A 16,038-nucleotide genomic window follows, 5' to 3' on the forward strand; every position below is an offset into this window, starting at 1 on the left:
GGGGGCCCGTTTTCGGCCAGGACGTCCCGGTACGGGACGCGAACACCGGCCCCACGCGAGCGGAACCCGGACCGAACCGGACCGGCGCGGGGCCGGACCGGGCCGGGCCGGACTGGGCCGGACCGGACTGGGCCGGACCGGACCGGGGGCGCGGCCGGACCGGCTACTTCTTCTTGGCGCCGGACTCGTCGCTCGACAGGACGGCGATGAAGGCCTCCTGCGGCACCTCCACCGAGCCGACCATCTTCATCCGCTTCTTGCCTTCCTTCTGCTTCTCCAGCAGCTTCCGCTTACGGGAGATGTCACCGCCGTAGCACTTGGCGAGGACGTCCTTGCGGATGGCGCGGATGGTCTCGCGGGCGATGACCCGGGAGCCGATGGCGGCCTGGACCGGCACCTCGAACGCCTGCCGCGGGATGAGCTCGCGCAGCTTGGCGACCAGGCGCACGCCGTAGGCGTACGCGGCGTCCTTGTGGGTGATCGCCGAGAAGGCGTCGACCTTGTCGCCGTGCAGCAGGATGTCGACCTTGACCAGGGAGCTGCTCTGCTCGCCGGTGGGCTCGTAGTCCAGCGACGCGTAGCCGCGGGTCTTGGACTTCAGCTGGTCGAAGAAGTCGAAGACGATCTCCGCGAGCGGCAGCGTGTAGCGGATCTCGACCCGGTCCTCGGACAGGTAGTCCATGCCGAGCAGGGTGCCGCGGCGGGTCTGGCACAGCTCCATGATCGAGCCGATGAACTCGCTCGGCGCGAGGATCGTGGCGCGCACGACCGGCTCGTACACCTCGGAGATCTTGCCCTCGGGGAACTCGCTCGGGTTGGTGACGGTGACCTCGTTGCCGTCCTCCAACACCACGCGGTAGACCACGTTCGGCGCGGTGGCGATCAGGTCGAGCCCGAACTCGCGCTCCAGCCGCTCGCGGATCACGTCCAGGTGCAGCAGGCCCAGGAAGCCGACGCGGAAGCCGAAGCCGAGCGCCGCCGAGGTCTCCGGCTCGTACACGAGGGCCGCGTCGTTCAGCTGCAGCTTGTCCAGCGCCTCGCGCAGGTCCGGGTAGTCGGACCCGTCGAGCGGGTACAGACCGGAGAAGACCATCGGCTTGGGGTCCTTGTACCCGCCCAGCGCCTCGGTCGCGCCGCCCGTCATCTGGGTGATCGTGTCACCCACCTTGGACTGGCGGACGTCCTTCACACCCGTGATGAGGTAGCCGACCTCACCCACGCCGAGCCCGTCGGCCGCGAGCATCTCGGGCGAGTTGGTGCCGATCTCCAGCAGCTCGTGCGTGGCGCCCGTGGACATCATCCGGATGCGCTCGCGCTTGTTGAGCTGGCCGTCGACGACACGCACGTACGTGACGACGCCGCGGTACGAGTCGTACACCGAGTCGAAGATCATCGCGCGGGCCGGGGCGTCGGCCACGCCCACCGGCGCGGGCACGGTCTGCACGACGCGGTCGAGCAGGGCGTCCACGCCCACACCCGTCTTCGCGGACACGCGCAGCACGTCGTCCGGGTCGCAGCCGACCAGGTTCGCCAGCTCCTCGGCGAACTTCTCCGGCTGGGCCGCCGGCAGGTCGATCTTGTTGAGCACGGGAACGATCGCGAGGTCGTTCTCCATCGCCAGGTACAGGTTCGCCAGCGTCTGGGCCTCGATGCCCTGCGCGGCGTCCACCAGCAGGACGGTGCCCTCGCAGGCGGCCAGCGAGCGGGACACCTCGTACGTGAAGTCGACGTGGCCCGGCGTGTCGATCATGTTCAGGATGTGGGTGCTGCCCACACCGTCACCCGTCCGGGGCTCCCAGGGCAGACGCACCGCCTGGGACTTGATCGTGATGCCGCGCTCGCGCTCGATGTCCATGCGGTCGAGGTACTGGGCGCGCATCTGCCGCTGCTCGACCACACCGGTCAGCTGGAGCATCCGGTCGGCGAGGGTCGACTTGCCGTGGTCGATGTGCGCGATGATGCAGAAATTGCGGATCAGCGCCGGGTCGGTACGGCTCGGCTCGGGCACGTGGCTAGGGATCGCGGGCACGCAGTGTCCTGATTCTCGTTCTCGGGCGATGTCGGATCGGGATCGATACGCAGACCCCCATGGTCCCATGACACAGCGACTGTGCTCGGTTTGGGCCGACCGAACGGCACCTGGTAGCGTGGACAGCTGTGTCTTGTGTGCCCTCTCAGCTTGCAGGACGCATCCAAGGAAAACTCTGAACCTGTAAAGGCTCTTTCGTGGCGAACATCAAGTCCCAGATCAAGCGCAACAAGACGAACGAGAAGGCCCGCCTTCGCAACAAGTCCGTCAAGTCCGCGCTGCGCACCTTCATCCGCAAGGCCAACGAGGCCGTGGCCGCCGGCGACGTCGAGAAGGCCACCGTGGCCGCCCGCGCCGCCTCGCGCCAGCTGGACAAGGCCGTCTCGAAGGGTGTCATCCACAAGAACGCCGCCGCCAACAAGAAGTCGGCGCTGGCCACCAAGGTTGCCTCCCTTCAGGGCTGAGCTCTGATGTAACCGCCGGCAGGGACCCAGCGGGCCCTCTCTCTCCGCTCCCGACCGGCATCCCGCGCCGCACGCGGCCTGCGTTCGCCACGCGGGTGCGGCGCACCACAGCGGTACCGAAGGCCCCGGCCGTCCTGGGAAGGACGCCCGGGGCCTTCGTCATGCGGCAGGCGCCGTAGAGCGGTCAAGGGCCGGCCGGCGACCCGGCCCCACCGGCCGGCAGCCTCACCGCCGACTGCGCGCCGCTCGGGCGACGGCCACCACGGCCTTCTCCAGGGCGTACTCCGGATCGTCGCCGCCGCCCTTGACCCCGGCGTCGGCCTCGGCGATCGCGCGGAGCGCGACGGCCACCCCGTCCGCGGACCAGCCCCGCATCTGCTGGCGCACCCGGTCGATCTTCCACGGCGGCATGCCCAGGTCCCGGGCGAGGTCACCGGGCCGGGCGCCGCGCGGTGCGGACGCGAGCTTGCCGATGGCCCGTACGCCCTGTGCCAGCGCGCTGGTGATCAGCACGGGTGCCACCCCGGTCGACAGGGACCAGCGCAGCGCCTCCAGGGCCTCCGCAGCGCGGCCCTCCACCGCACGGTCCGCCACCGTGAAGCTGGAGGCCTCCGCCCGGCCGGTGTAGTAGCGCCCGACCACGGCCTCGTCGATCGTGCCCTCGACGTCCGCGCACAGCTGCGCGGCCGCGCTGGCCAGCTCCCGCAGGTCGCTGCCGATGGCGTCGACGAGCGCCTCGGTCGCCGCGGGGGTGGCGGACCGCCCCAGGCCGCGGAACTCTCCGCGGACGAACGCCAGCCGGTCGGCCGGCTTCGTCATCTTCGGGCAGTCCACCTCGCGCGCGCCCGCCTTCCGGGCGGCGTCCAGCAGGGCCTTGCCCTTGGCCCCGCCGGCGTGCAGCAGGACCAGGGTGATCTCCTCGACGGGCGCGTCGAGGTACGCCTTCACGTCCTTGACGGAGTCGGCGGAGAGGTCCTGCGCGTTGCGCACGACCACCACCTTGCGCTCCGCGAACAGCGACGGGCTCGTCAGCTCGGCCAGGGTGCCGGGCTGCAGCTGGTCGGGGGCGAGGTCGCGGACGTCCGTGTCGGCGTCGGCGGCCCGGGCGGCCGCCACCACCTCCCGTACGGCACGGTCGAGCAGGAGCTCCTCCTGCCCCACCGCGAGGGTGACGGGGGCGAGGGGATCGTCGGTGGGGTTCTTCCTGGTGGCCATCGCCGTCCAGCATCCCACGCCCCACCGACAACCCCGCCCGGCCGGCGCCCGCTACGGGGCTTCCAGCCACCCCTCGTACTCGGCGGCGAGGGCGTCGAGCCCGGACGGGTCCAGGCGGGCGTCCGGGTCCTCGACGACGACCAGCCACTGGGCGTCCTCGGCGTCGTCCTCACCGGCGAGCGCATCACGCACCAGCTGCGGTTCGTCGGCGACGCCGAAGCGGTCGGCCAGTTCGACCGCGACCTCCTCTGCGGAGTCGCGGTCGGGGAGCACCAGTACGTGTCGAGCGTTCACGGGCCCATTCTCCGGCATCCCGACCTGCCCACCGCAGGGCGGGCAGGAGGGCCGGGAACCGGAGCCGGACCCCCCTCAGTTCTTCCGCACGATCTGGACGTCCAGCCCCACCTTCACGCTGGACCCGATGGCCGCGATGCCGTGCGCGAGCATGGACTGCCAGTTGAGGGTGAAGTCCTCGCGGTGCAGTTCCGTGCTCGCCCGGCAGGCGGCGCGGGCCTCCCCCTCCAGCCCCGTCCCGAGGCCGAGGTACTCGGTGTCGAGGGTCACGGAACGGCTCACCCCGTGCAGGGTCAGCGCACCCGCGACCGCCCAGCGGGTTCCGCTGCGGTGGATGAAGCGCTCGCTGTAGAACTCGATCGTCGGGTAGCGGGCGGCGTCGAGGAAGTCGGGCGAGCGCAGGTGGTCGTCACGCATGCGCACGCCCGTGTCGATGCTGGCCGCGTCGATGATCACGTGCATGGAGGAGTCCTCCATGCGGCCGGCGATCCGCACCGCCCCCGCGAACGTGTTGAACCGGCCCCGGATCTTGGCCAGTCCGATGTGACGGGCCGTGAAACCCAGCGAGGAATGGGTGGGTTCGAGTTCCCAGTGCCCCGGCTCCGGCAGCAGGGGCGGGTCCACGTCCTCCAGGACGACGTCCCCGGGCCCCGGCCGGCCCCCGGCCACGAGCGACGTCGCCGCGTGGTACGGCGCGTAGCCCTCCGCCGTGACGGCCACGCGGTACTCGCCCTCCGGGACGACGGCGTGGAAGCCTCCGTACGGGTCCGTCTCACCCGCCGTGACGCGGCGGCCGATCGGATCGGTCACCTCCAACGTGGCCAGCCGGACCGGCCGGTTGGCCCCGTCGACGACCCGTAGGCTGAACAGTGCCGCTGCCGGTGGCAGCGTCACCTCCTGCGTGTGGGTCGAACCGCCCGTGCCGGCCGTCTCATGCCCCCGTCGGCGACCGAACATGTTGATGCACCCCCGTGCTTGTCTCTGATCACGCTCCTTTGGCGAAAACGCATTCGATCATGCGGCCGACTTCGGGGCAAACAGCACGCGCCCTGTCCGGTTCCCCACTGTTGCCGTTCGCCTCCCGTGCGCCTCCCCTGCGCCCCCCGGTCGCCTGCCTTCCCCCTTCACCCCCCGCCCCGGACGACCTGGAGCGCCGCATGGTCGCCGAGGACGGCGAGGGGGCCGTCGGTGTCGGTGCGCACGACGGTGGCGCCCGTCGAGCGGAGCAGGTCGAGCGTCGCCGGGGCCGGGTGGCCGTAGCGGTTGGCCGCGCCCACCGGGACCAGGGCCAGGCGCGGGCGGACCCGTCGGATGAGGGCCGGGGACTGGTGGACCGAGCCGTGGTGGGCCACCTTGAGCACGTCCACCGGACCCAGTTCCGGATGGGTCGTCAGCAGCTCCTCCTGGGCCGCCGGTTCGAGGTCACCGAGCAGCAGCAGGCTGAGTCCCGCCGTCCGGGCCAGCACGACGACGCTGGCGTCGTTCGGGCCGCCCGCCGGCGGCGGGGCACCGCTCGGCGGCCACAGGACCTGCCACTGCACCGCACCGACCCGGCGGTGCTCGCCGGCGGATCCCGGGAGCACCGGGATCCGGGCCGCGGCGGCGGTACGGCGTACGAACGCGGCCTGCTCCGCCGGCTCCTCGTACCCCGTGGCCTGGATGGCGCCGACGGCCCGCCCGTCGAGGACCCCGGCCAGGCCGCCCACGTGATCGGCGTGGAAGTGCGTGAGCAGCAGGAGGGGCACCCGGGTGATCGACAACTCGGTCAGACAGCGGTCCACCGGACCCGGGTCGGGCCCCGTGTCCACGACCACGGCCGTACCCGGGCCCGCCGCCAGGATCCCGGCGTCGCCCTGGCCCACCGAGCACTGCACGTATCGCCAGTCCTCGGGCGGCCAGCCCGTCAGCACCCGGGTCAGCGGCACCGGCCGCAGGACCGCCAGGACGAGCGCCAGGACGGCCGCTGCGGAGAGCAGGCCCCGCGCCCACCGCGACCGCCGCCCGACCCCGCCCCGCCCTCCCCCCGGCCCCGGCGGGGCCGGCGGCCCGGACCGATCCCACCGATCCCACCGATCCGACTGATCCGCCCGCCCCGACGCGCCGGCCCCGCCCGGCCCGCCCGTCCGATCCGGCGGGCCCGGCGCGCCCGGCGGGCCGGGTCCGTGCCGGCGCGCCACGCCCGCGGCGGTGAGCAGCGTCACCGTGGCGAGCAGGGCGCCGCCCGCCATGCCGCCCGGCCAGGCCAGTTCGGCTCCCGGCAGTGACGCTCCGGTGCGGGCCACGGCGGCGATCCAGTCCGCCGGGAACGCGGCGCACCGGGCCACCAGTTCTGCGACCGGCATGGCCACCGGCGCCACTGCCAGTGCGGCGAAGCCCAGGACCGTGGCGGGAGCGGCGGCCAGCTCGGCCAGCAGGTTGCAGGGCACGGCCACCAGGCTCACCCGGGCCGCCAGCACCACCACGACCGGCGCGCACACGGCCTGGGCGGCCGCGGCGGCCGCCACGGCCTCCGCGAGCCGGGCGGGGACGCGGCGCCGCTGCAGCGCCGCGCTCCACCGGGGTCCGAGGGTGAGCAGGGCGCCGGTGGCCAGTACGGACAGCAGGAACCCGTAGCTCCGGGCCAGCCACGGGTCCCACAGCACGAGCAGCAGGACTGCCGCGGCCAGGGCGGGGACCAGGGACCGGCGGCGCCCGGTGGCGATCGCGAGCAGGACGACCGCCCCGCAGGCCGCCGCCCGCAGCACGCTCGGATCGGGCCGGCACACGAGGACGAACCCGAGCGTGAGCGCCGCGCCGCACACCGCCGTGGCACGCAGGGACAGCCCCAGGCGCGGTGCCAGCCCGCCGCGCTCGGCGAGCGAGGCGCGCCCGGCCGGTCCGATCAGGAGGAACAGCACCACGGTGAGGTTGGAACCGGACACCGCCAGCAGGTGCACGAGGTCCGTCTTCCTGAAGGCCTCGTACAGGTCGGCGGGCACCCGTGAGGTGTCGCCCACCACCAGCCCCGGGAGGAGCGCGCGTGCGTCCGCCGGCAGGGCCCGGGTGGCCTCGCGCAAGCCGTCCCGCAGGGCGCCGGCGGCCCGCTGGACGGCGCTGGGCCCGGCGACGACGTCCGGCGGGACGGCCGTCCCCACCCGCAGGACGGCCACCGCACGTTCACCGGTGTCCCGGGCGGGCGCGAGGCGACCCGTCACGCGCACGCGGGTGGAGGGGAGCAGCCCGGCCCAGGCCTGGTGCCGTGCCATGACGAGCACGGGGGTGTGCGTGCCGATCCGCCCGTGCGCCACCCCCGCCCCGGAGGGCACCCCCGGCCCGGACGGCTTCCCCGGCCCGGACGGCTTCCCCGACCCGACGGCGCCCCGGTCCACCGCGGTCAGCTCGGCGTCGAGGAGTACGGCGGGCGGGCCGTTCCGCGGGCGGCGGGGGTCGGAGGTGACGGTGAGCTCCACCGACACGCGGGCGTGTTCGCGGGCCAGTCCCGGTACGGGTCCGGCGCGGGCGTCGGCGGCCCGCAGCCCGCCCGCGGCGGCGCCGGCGACGGCACTCAGCAGCACGGCGGCCAAGGCCGTGAGGCCGAGCCCACGACGCGAGCGGCGGGCCGCGACGGCCAGGAGGCCGCCGGCCAGGACCAGCCCGCCGGTCACACCGGCGAGGGTCTGGCCGGCGGGTGCCGTGAGGGCGAGCGCTGCCGCCCCCCATGCCGCGAGGGCGGGACCCACCAGCCTCAGGTCCGTCGGGCCCCCGTCCGGGGTCGCGGGCCCGTCCTCGGGCCGGCGTGACGCGGTGCGTGCCGAGCGCTGGTCCGGCGCCCGCCCCGGGCCGTTCACGGCCGCACCAGGGGGCGCAGGTCGGCGAAGCGGCGCTCACCGATGCCGTTGACCTGGCGCAGGTCCTCGACGGAGCGGAAACCGCCGCGGGCCGTACGGAAGTCGACGATGTGCTGGGCCAGGACCGGTCCGACGCCCGGCAGGCCGTCGAGCTGGTCCACGGTGGCGGTGTTGAGGCTGACCGGAACACCGGGGCCGGCGGTCCCGCCGGCAGGACCGCCCGGCGCAGCGGGGGCGGCGGCCGGCTGCGGGACGCCGACCAGCACCTGTTCGCCGTCCACCAGGACCCGGGCCCGGTTGAGGCCGGTGGTGTCCGCACCCGGACGCACTCCCCCGGCGGCCGCCAGGGCGTCCTCGACCCGGGCGCCGGCGGGCAGGCGGCGGACGCCGGGATCCCGGACCTTGCCGGAGACGTCGACCACCACCGCGGACGGCGTGGGTGAGGGGCCCGCGGCAGGAGGCCCGGGAGGCGGAGCGGGAGCCGAGGACACGACCTCGGGCGCCGCCACCGCCTCCGGCCGACCGGCGACGGACTGCTGGACGGCGAATCCGACCGCCACGAGCAGGACGACCGCGACGGCCGCCAGTGCCCGCGGTTCGAGCCCGCACCTGAGCTGCAGCCACAGGGGCAGCCGGTCGCCCACCCGCGCCCGGATCCGGTCCCGGAGCGGGAGGGGCGCCAGGGGCGGCAGGGGTGCGCCGCCGGGCGGTGGGAGGGGTGACGAGTCGTACGTCGGATCCTCCGCCTCGGCCGGCCCGGCGGCGTACGCAGCCGCGCCCCCCGCGGGGTCGTCGACCGCCGCGTGGTCGTCGACCGCCGGCGGGGCCGCGGACGGTGGCAGGGGGTGCCGATCGGGGGGCGGATCCGGGGGCGTGGGCGCCGGTCGGGTCGGGAACAGCGCTTCGGCGCGGGCCCGTACCGCGGCGGGATCGGGCGTGGCGCGACCGCGACGGGCGGCGCGGCTGTCGGAGCCTGCGGCGCGGCCGGGGCCGCTGGTCGCGGGCGAGGCGGCCGTACGCGTGCGGAGCGGACGGGGGGCTCGTGCTGTGTGCGGCGTACCCGGCACGGGAGTTCGAAGAGTCATGGCACAAGACGGTAGGGGCGGACGGGAATTCCCGGCCGGGCCGCCGTAAGTCTGTGGAAAGACTGCCGCTTGTGGATAACTCGGTCACCCGTGGGGGTGAGCCCACGAGGGCGGGGAGCGGGGGTGAGGGTGGGATCAGGCGTGCGGGGGCGGCTCGGTCGCCGCGCACCGGCGCGTCAGCGGGGCGAGACCACCGCGGCCAGCAGTCCCGGCCCGGTGTGCGCGCCGATGACCGCCCCGACCTCGCTCACGTGCAGCTCGACGAGGCCGGGGACGCGTTCGCGGAGGTGCTCGGCGAGCTTCTCGGCGCGCTCGGGGGCGGCGAGGTGATGGACCGCGATGTCCACGTCGGCAGTGCCGGCGCGGTCGACGGCGAGTTCTTCGAGCCGGGCGATGGCCTTCGAGGCGGTGCGCACCTTCTCGAGCGCCTCGATGCGCCCGCCGTCGAGCTGGAGCAGCGGCTTGACGGCCAGCGCCGAGCCGAGCAGCGCCTGGGCGGCCCCGATGCGGCCGCCGCGGCGGAGGTAGTCGAGGGTGTCGACGTAGAAGAAGGCGGACATGCCCGACGCCCGCTTCTCGGCGGCCGCGACGGCGTCGTCGAGGGACCCGCCGGCCTCGGCGGTCTCGGCGGCGGCGAGCGCGCAGAAGCCGAGGGCCATGGCGACCATGCCGGTGTCCACCACGCGCACCGGCACGGGCGCGGTCTTCGAGGCGAGGACGGCCGCGTCGTAGGTGCCGGAGAACTCGGCGGAGAGGTGGAGCGAGACGATGGCGCTCGCGCCCTGGTCGGCGGCGGTCCGGTAGGCCCTGACGAACTCCTCCGGGCTCGGGCGGGAGGTCGTCACCGAGCGGCGCTTCTGGAGGGCGAGGGCGAGGGAGCGGGCGGAGATCTCGGTGCCCTCCTCGAGGGCTTCGTCGCCGATCACGACCGTCAGGGGCACCGCCGTGATGTTGTGGCGCCGGATCGCCGGTCGGGGCAGGTAGGCCGTGGAATCGGTGACGATCGCGACATGGCGGGACATGAGCGGGAGGTTACCGGGAGCGGAACCGGCGTGGCAGCTCGGGGGCGGTCCGCTGCGGGTCGCCGCGGCCGACCGGGGCCGGTTCGCAGCGCGGCGCGCAGGCGCCAGGGGAGGTGCACGGCACGCCGCCGCGGCTTCCGCTGCGGCCGACGGTCAGGCGGTTCCGGGCCGGGCCACGCCGCCAGGCCGTTTCGGCCACGCCGTCAGGCCGTTTCGGGCCGACGCTTCGTCGCATGCCAGGGCGGGGCCGCGGTCGCGGCCGGGTCCGGGGCATGCAGGGCCTTCGGGGACCGGGCCGCGCCCGCGTCGGACGCCGCCGGTGCCGCGGGAGGGGCCTGCGTCCCGGGCCCCTCGTCCGCCCGACCCGCCGGCGCGCGGAGGGACTCGTCCGCCGGGCCGGCGGACGCCGCACCCGTCGACGCCGCGAGGGCGTCGTCCATGAAGTCCGGGGCGGCCGTCGAGGGGGACCAGTCGCGGAGCGCGTCCGACTCGACCTCGATCTGGGCGGTCAGGTGGGCGAGGTCGTCGTCGGCGAAGCGGCGGGCACGGTCGTGCGCGGCCCAGCGGAGGGAGTCGGCGGACCGGACGATGCGCTGCGTGCGTGCCCGCAGGTCGGGCAGCCGCTCGATGACCTTGCTCTTGTCGGGCTCCTGCTCCAGCCGCTTCAGCTCCGCGTCCAGCTCCCGCCCGTGCGCGCTCAGCTGCTCGAAGAGCGCGAGCGACTCCTTCAGGGAGGGGTCCTCCCGGACGCCCTCGTGCAGCGCGGCCTGCGTGGCGCGCATCGAGGTCCGCAGGTCCAGGCGGAGCTGGGCCAGGGCGGCCCCGGTCCCGGCCTGCCCCAGGCTCCTGGCGCGCAGGGTGGTGTCCTCCACGGTGCGCCGGGCCTGCTCGATGCCGCGGTCGACGCCGCGCTTCGCCGCCCCGACGGCCTTGGCCGTGACGTAGACGCCCAGGCCCACGAAGGTGAAGAACACCAGCAGCACCAAGATCAGCAACGTGGCCTCCATCAGAGCTGTCCCTTCCCTGGTCCGAGCCGACCCGACCCGACACGACCGGACCCGATCCCATCACGTCCCGTCCGGTCCGGTCCGGTCCGGTCCGGTCGGCCGCCCCGGTTCTGCGTCCCTTCCACCGTAAACGCGACGGGCAGGTCGGGGGTTCCATTCGAACCCCCAACCTGCCCGTACGGGATCTCCCTGAGAGACGGAGCGCCGGCGTCAGATGACGATGTTGACCAGCTTCGGCGCGCGCACGATCACCTTGCGGATCTCGGCCCCGCCGAGCGCCGCCACGACCGCGTCGTCGGCCAGCGCCAGCTTCTCCAGGTCGTCGTCCGAGATGGTCGGCGGCACCTCCAGGCGCGCCTTGACCTTGCCCTTGATCTGCACGACGCAGGTCACGGCCTCGTCCACGACGTACGCGGGGTCGGCGACCGGGAAGTCCTGGTGCACCACGGACTCCGCGTGGCCCAGGCGGTGCCACAGCTCCTCGGCGATGTGCGGGGCCAGCGGGGCGATCAGCAGCACCAGCCGCTCGGCCACCGACCGCTCCAGCGGCTTGCCCGCCTTCGTCAGGAAGTTGTTCAGCTCCGTGATCTTGGCGATGGCGGTGTTGAAGCGCAGCCCGGCCATGTCGGCGCCGGCCCCGTCGATGGCCTTGTGCAGCGCGCGCAGCGTGGCCTCGTCGGGCTCGCCGTCCACGACGGTGACCGCGCCGGTCTCCTCGTCGACGATGTTGCGCCACAGGCGCTGCAGCAGTCGGTACTGGCCGACCACCGCGCGGGTGTCCCACGGGCGGGAGACGTCCAGCGGGCCCATCGCCATCTCGTACAGGCGCAGGGTGTCGGCGCCGTACTCGGCGCAGATCTCGTCGGGCGTGACGGCGTTCTTCAGGGACTTGCCCATCTTGCCGTGCTCGCGGCGCACCGGCCGGCCCTCGTAGAAGTAGCCGCCGTCGCGCTCCTCGACGTCCGCGGCCGGCACGTACACGCCGCGCGCGTCGGTGTACGCGTAGGCCTGGATCATGCCCTGGTTGAACAGCTTGTGGAACGGCTCGGCCGAGGAGACGTGGCCCAGGTCGAAGAGCACCTTGGACCAGAAGCGCGCGTACAGCAGGTGCAGCACGGCGTGCTCGGCGCCGCCGACGTACAGGTCGACGCCGCCGTGCGGGGCGCCCTCGCGCGGGCCCATCCAGTACTGCTCGACGGCCGGGTCGACCAGGGCCGCGTCGTTGTGCGGGTCCAGGTAGCGCAGCTCGTACCAGCAGGAGCCGGCCCAGTTGGGCATGGTGTTGGTCTCGCGCCGGTACGACTTCACGCCGTCGCCCAGGTCCAGCTCGACGTGGACCCAGTCCTCGGCGCGCGACAGCGGGGTCTCCGGCTTGGAGCTGGCGTCGTCGGGCTCGAAGGTGCGCGGCGAGTAGTCGTCGACCTCGGGCAGCTCCAGCGGCAGCATCGACTCGGGCAGCGCGTGCGCCACGCCGTCCTCGTCGTAGACGATCGGGAAGGGCTCGCCCCAGTACCGCTGGCGGCTGAACAGCCAGTCGCGCAGGCGGAAGTTGACGGTGCCCTCGCCGATGCCCCGCTCGGCCAGCCAGTCGGTGATGGCGGCCTTGGCCTCGACGACGCCCAGGCCGTCCAGGGTGATGCCGTCGCCGGCGGAGTTGACCAGCTCGGCGTCGTACGAGGCGAACGCGTCGTCCCACTCGGCCGGGTCGGTGCCGCGGCCGTCGGTGGGCCGCACGACGCAGCGCATCGGCAGCTCGAAGGCGCGGGCGAACTCGAAGTCGCGGGCGTCGTGGGCGGGGACGGCCATGATGGCGCCGGTGCCGTAGCCCATCAGGACGTAGTCGGCGATGAAGACCGGGACCTTCTCGCCGCTGACCGGGTTGACCGCGTACTCGCCGGTGAAGACGCCGGTCTTCTCCTTGGCGTCGGCCTGCCGCTCGACGTCGGACTTGGCGGCGGAGGTGGCGCGGTAGGCGGCGACGGCCGCGGCGGGGGTGGCGTGGCCGCCGGTCCACTTCTCGTTCGTGCCCTCGGGCCAGGCGGCCGGGACGAACTTCTCGACCAGCGGGTGCTCGGGCGCCAGCACCATGTACGTGGCGCCGAACAGGGTGTCGGGCCGGGTGGTGAAGACGGTGACGGCCTCGTCGCCCAGGGCGAAGTCGACGCGGGCGCCCTCGGAGCGGCCGATCCAGTTGCGCTGCTGCAGCTTGATGGCCTCGGGCCAGTCCAGCTCCTCCAGGTCCTCCAGCAGCCGGTCGGCGTACGCGGTGATGCGCATGTTCCACTGGCTCAGGCGGGCCTTGAAGACCGGGAAGTTGCCGCGCTCGGAGCGGCCGTCCGCGGTGACCTCCTCGTTGGCCAGGACGGTGCCCAGGCCGGGGCACCAGTTGACGGGTGCGTCGGAGGAGTAGGCCAGGCGGAACCCGCCCAGGACGTCGGCGCGCTCGGCGGCGGTCAGCGCGGACCAGGTGCGGCCACCGGGGACCTCACGCGTGCCGGCCTCGAACTCGGCGACCAGCTCCGTGATCGGGCGGGCCTTCTTCGCGTCGGCGTCGTACCAGGAGTTGTAGATCTGCAGGAAGATCCACTGGGTCCACTTGTAGTAGTCCGGGTCGATCGTGGCGAAGGAGCGGCGGCGGTCGTGGCCCAGGCCCAGCCGGCGCAGCTGCTTCTTCATGTTCTCGATGTTCGCCTCGGTCGACACGCGCGGGTGCGTGCCCGTCTGCACGGCGTACTGCTCGGCCGGCAGGCCGAAGGCGTCGAAGCCCAGGGTGTGCAGGACGTTGTGGCCCGTCATGCGCTGGTGGCGGGCGTAGACGTCGGTGGCGATGTACCCCAGCGGGTGGCCGACGTGCAGGCCGGCGCCGGACGGGTAGGGGAACATGTCCATGATGAACTTCTTGGGGCGCGCGACGACCGCGGGGTCCCCGGCGAGGTCGCCCGTCGGGTTCGGGGCCTCGTAGGTGCCCTGGGCGTCCCAGGCGTCCTGCCAGCGTGCCTCGATGTCGGCGGCCATCGCAGCCGTGTAACGGTGCGCCTCGGCCGCCTCGGGGGCCGGGGAATTCGTCTCGCTCATGATTCTTGAAGCTCCATCGATCGTCTCTGCCGTGGTTCCGCGCCACCAAACGAAAAAGCCCCTCGCACAGGAGGGGACGCCGCGCCGATGCCGGCCCGCCGGCTGGGGGCCAGGTACTGATCAGCGCGGCTCGGTAAGCAGAAGGCGTACGGCACGCATGGCGTCAGGGTACCGCAGGGGTAACCGGCGCCGCGCAGGCGACCGCAGAACGAGAAGCGGGCCACCCGATCCGGGTGACCCGCTTGTTCACTGTGGAGCTAAGGAGAATTGAACTCCTGACCTCTTGCATGCCATGCAAGCGCTCTACCAACTGAGCTATAGCCCCTCGCCCTGCTCGCCGCCCCGGTTCCCGTTCCGGTTTCCCTTGCCGGTTCCCCTTGGCGACGTCCCAAACATTACACGGTCACGGCCCAGGTCCAAAAATCGGTTTCCGCGGGAGCAGCCATCCGCGCACTTCGCCCGATAATGTCGCTATTTGTGCCATCTGAGCGCCCCATGCGGCGCCCCGTCCTCGTCGCGGCAGCCGCCTGCCTGCTCTCCTTCGGCGCCTTCTGCCTGGCCCAGCGCCTGGCCTACGTGTCGTACGTCGACCTGCTCGTCTACCGCGCCGAGGGCCGGGCGGTGCTCACCGGCGGCGACCTGTACGCCATCGCGGTCGGCCGGGCGCGCCTGCCCGCCACCTACCCCCCGGCGGCCGCGCTGCTGTTCACCCCGTTGGCGGTGCTGCCCCCGACGACCCTGAAAGTGCTGGGGGTGCTCGCGAACCTGGGGCTGCTCCTGGCCTTCGCGGGCCTGTCGCTGCGCCTCACCACCGGCCGCCGGCCGGGCACCGCGACGGTGCTGTGGGCGGCGGCGGCCGCGGTGTGGTGCGAGCCCGTCTGGGGGACGCTGCGCTACGGCCAGGTCAACCTGCTGCTCGCGGTGGCGGTCCTGTGGGACCTCACCCGACCGCGCGGCCACCGGTGGGCGGGCGCCGGCACCGGCCTGGCGGCCGCCGTGAAGCTCACCCCGGCCCTGTTCGCCGCCTTCCTGCTGACGGCGGGCCTCGTACGGGCCCTGCGCGCCCGCCGCCTTCCGTACGCGCCCCCGCAGGCCCCCCGCGCCCCGCGCACCGGCCCCGCGGCCCACGCCCCGTACGCCCGTCCGGGTGACGGCCCCGGCGCCGCCGAGCTGCGCGCCGCCGGCGTCGCGGGCGGGGTCTTCTGCGCGGTCGGCGCGGTCGCCTGGGCGGTCCTGCCCGGCGCCTCGCGCACGTACTGGACCTCACTGGTGCTCGACTCCGGCCGGGCCGGCTACGCGGAGGAGACCGCCAACCAGTCGCTGCGCGGCGTGCTCGCCCGGCTGCTGCACACGGGGCACCCGGGGCTGCCGTGGGCCGCGGCGGCGCTGGCGGCCGGAGCCGCGGGGCTGGCGGTGGCGGTGCGCGCCGAGTTGCGGGGGGACCGGGCCGCGGCCGTGGTGGCCACCGCGCTGACGGCGCTGCTGGTGAGCCCGATCTCGTGGTCCCACCACTGGATCTGGTGCCTGCCCGCGACGCTGCTGGTGCGGGAGCGGGCGGGCCGCCGCCCGGCGCTGGCCTGCTGGCTCGCCTTCTGCTCGTACGCGCTGTGGTGGGCGGTACCGCACGGCCCGGACCGTCCCGAACTCGGACTGAGCGCGGTCCCGATGGCCGCTTCGGCGCTCTACGCGCTCGCGGCGGCCGGGGTGCTGGTCATGCTCTGGCGAACGAGTAGAAGCGCTTCAGAGTGCAGTGCTCGTCGAGCAGGCGGCCGTAGATCGGCTCGCCCTCCAGCTCGCGGTACCTCTCGATCGGGTCGCCTTTTATGATCAGCGCCCGCGCGCATTCCTCGCACCAGTACTGGTAGTCGGGATTGACCGGGTCCATGTCCCGGACGATCGGCGTGCCGCTGTCGCACCAATCGCAACGCCGCCGGTGTGCGCCCATCCGTCAGCGACTCCCTCCCGTTCGGGCCGTCGTGTCCCCCTCCGGCCGTCCGATTCTGCCATGGCGTCGTGCGGC

The 16,038-nt window shown here is 73.9% G+C and carries 11 protein-coding genes, 1 tRNA gene and 1 pseudogene; 2 read left to right on the forward strand and 11 right to left on the reverse strand.

What is annotated here, in order from left to right; translation table 11 throughout:
- Positions 1 to 163 precede the first annotated feature (163 nt).
- Positions 164 to 2,029 (reverse strand): translation elongation factor 4, encoded by a 1,866-nt coding sequence (lepA, locus tag IF43_RS0126320; protein WP_030205499.1) that lies wholly within the window; start codon positions 2,027 to 2,029, stop codon positions 164 to 166.
- Positions 2,030 to 2,226: 197 nt separating this feature from the next.
- Here lepA and rpsT point away from each other — a divergent pair, with 197 nt between their 5' ends.
- Positions 2,227 to 2,493, forward strand: a complete 267-nt coding sequence (gene rpsT, locus IF43_RS0126325; protein ID WP_030205502.1) for a 30S ribosomal protein S20 — start codon at positions 2,227 to 2,229, stop codon at positions 2,491 to 2,493.
- A 225-nt stretch (positions 2,494 to 2,718) separates the two neighbouring features.
- Here rpsT and holA read toward each other — a convergent pair whose 3' ends face one another.
- The 9 genes from holA to IF43_RS0126375 all read right to left on the reverse strand — a co-directional run bounded on the left by holA (position 2,719) and on the right by IF43_RS0126375 (position 14,343).
- Positions 2,719 to 3,708 (reverse strand): DNA polymerase III subunit delta, encoded by a 990-nt coding sequence (gene holA, locus IF43_RS0126330; RefSeq protein ID WP_030205505.1) that lies wholly within the window; start codon positions 3,706 to 3,708, stop codon positions 2,719 to 2,721.
- A 51-nt stretch (positions 3,709 to 3,759) separates the two neighbouring features.
- Positions 3,760 to 4,020: a hypothetical protein gene (locus IF43_RS0126335; RefSeq protein ID WP_030205508.1), complete on the reverse strand. Its 261-nt coding sequence runs from the start codon at positions 4,018 to 4,020 to the stop codon at positions 3,760 to 3,762.
- Between the two features lie 57 nt (positions 4,021 to 4,077).
- On the reverse strand, positions 4,078 to 4,959 hold the full coding sequence (locus tag IF43_RS0126340; RefSeq protein WP_030205512.1) for a YceI family protein: 882 nt from the start codon (positions 4,957 to 4,959) through the stop codon (positions 4,078 to 4,080).
- Positions 4,960 to 5,126: 167 nt separating this feature from the next.
- A complete protein-coding gene (locus IF43_RS0126345; RefSeq protein WP_234332545.1) occupies positions 5,127 to 7,730 on the reverse strand; it encodes a ComEC/Rec2 family competence protein in 2,604 nt (867 codons plus the stop codon).
- A gap of 95 nt (positions 7,731 to 7,825) precedes the next feature.
- Entirely contained in the window at positions 7,826 to 8,914 is a 1,089-nt protein-coding gene (locus tag IF43_RS0126350; protein ID WP_051796193.1) for a ComEA family DNA-binding protein, read from the reverse strand.
- Positions 8,915 to 9,090: 176 nt separating this feature from the next.
- On the reverse strand, positions 9,091 to 9,936 hold the full coding sequence (locus tag IF43_RS0126355) for a DegV family protein (RefSeq protein ID WP_030205516.1): 846 nt from the start codon (positions 9,934 to 9,936) through the stop codon (positions 9,091 to 9,093).
- Between the two features lie 203 nt (positions 9,937 to 10,139).
- Entirely contained in the window at positions 10,140 to 10,943 is an 804-nt protein-coding gene (locus IF43_RS0126365; RefSeq protein WP_030205519.1) for a hypothetical protein, read from the reverse strand.
- A 210-nt stretch (positions 10,944 to 11,153) separates the two neighbouring features.
- On the reverse strand, positions 11,154 to 14,018 hold the full coding sequence (gene leuS / locus IF43_RS0126370; RefSeq protein ID WP_030205521.1) for a leucine--tRNA ligase: 2,865 nt from the start codon (positions 14,016 to 14,018) through the stop codon (positions 11,154 to 11,156).
- A 252-nt stretch (positions 14,019 to 14,270) separates the two neighbouring features.
- Positions 14,271 to 14,343 (reverse strand) — tRNA-Ala (locus IF43_RS0126375).
- 170 nt (positions 14,344 to 14,513) lie between these two features.
- Here IF43_RS0126375 and IF43_RS0126380 point away from each other — a divergent pair.
- Positions 14,514 to 15,500: pseudogene (locus IF43_RS0126380) on the forward strand (glycosyltransferase 87 family protein); the annotation flags it as partial.
- Positions 15,501 to 15,729: 229 nt separating this feature from the next.
- Here IF43_RS0126380 and IF43_RS39860 read toward each other — a convergent pair.
- Entirely contained in the window at positions 15,730 to 15,963 is a 234-nt protein-coding gene (locus IF43_RS39860; protein WP_078910470.1) for a hypothetical protein, read from the reverse strand.
- Positions 15,964 to 16,038: the final 75 nt, after the last annotated feature.

The sequence above is a fragment of the Streptomyces sp. NRRL S-87 genome (assembly GCF_000719335.1).
Classification (GTDB): Bacteria; Actinomycetota; Actinomycetes; order Streptomycetales; family Streptomycetaceae; genus Streptomyces.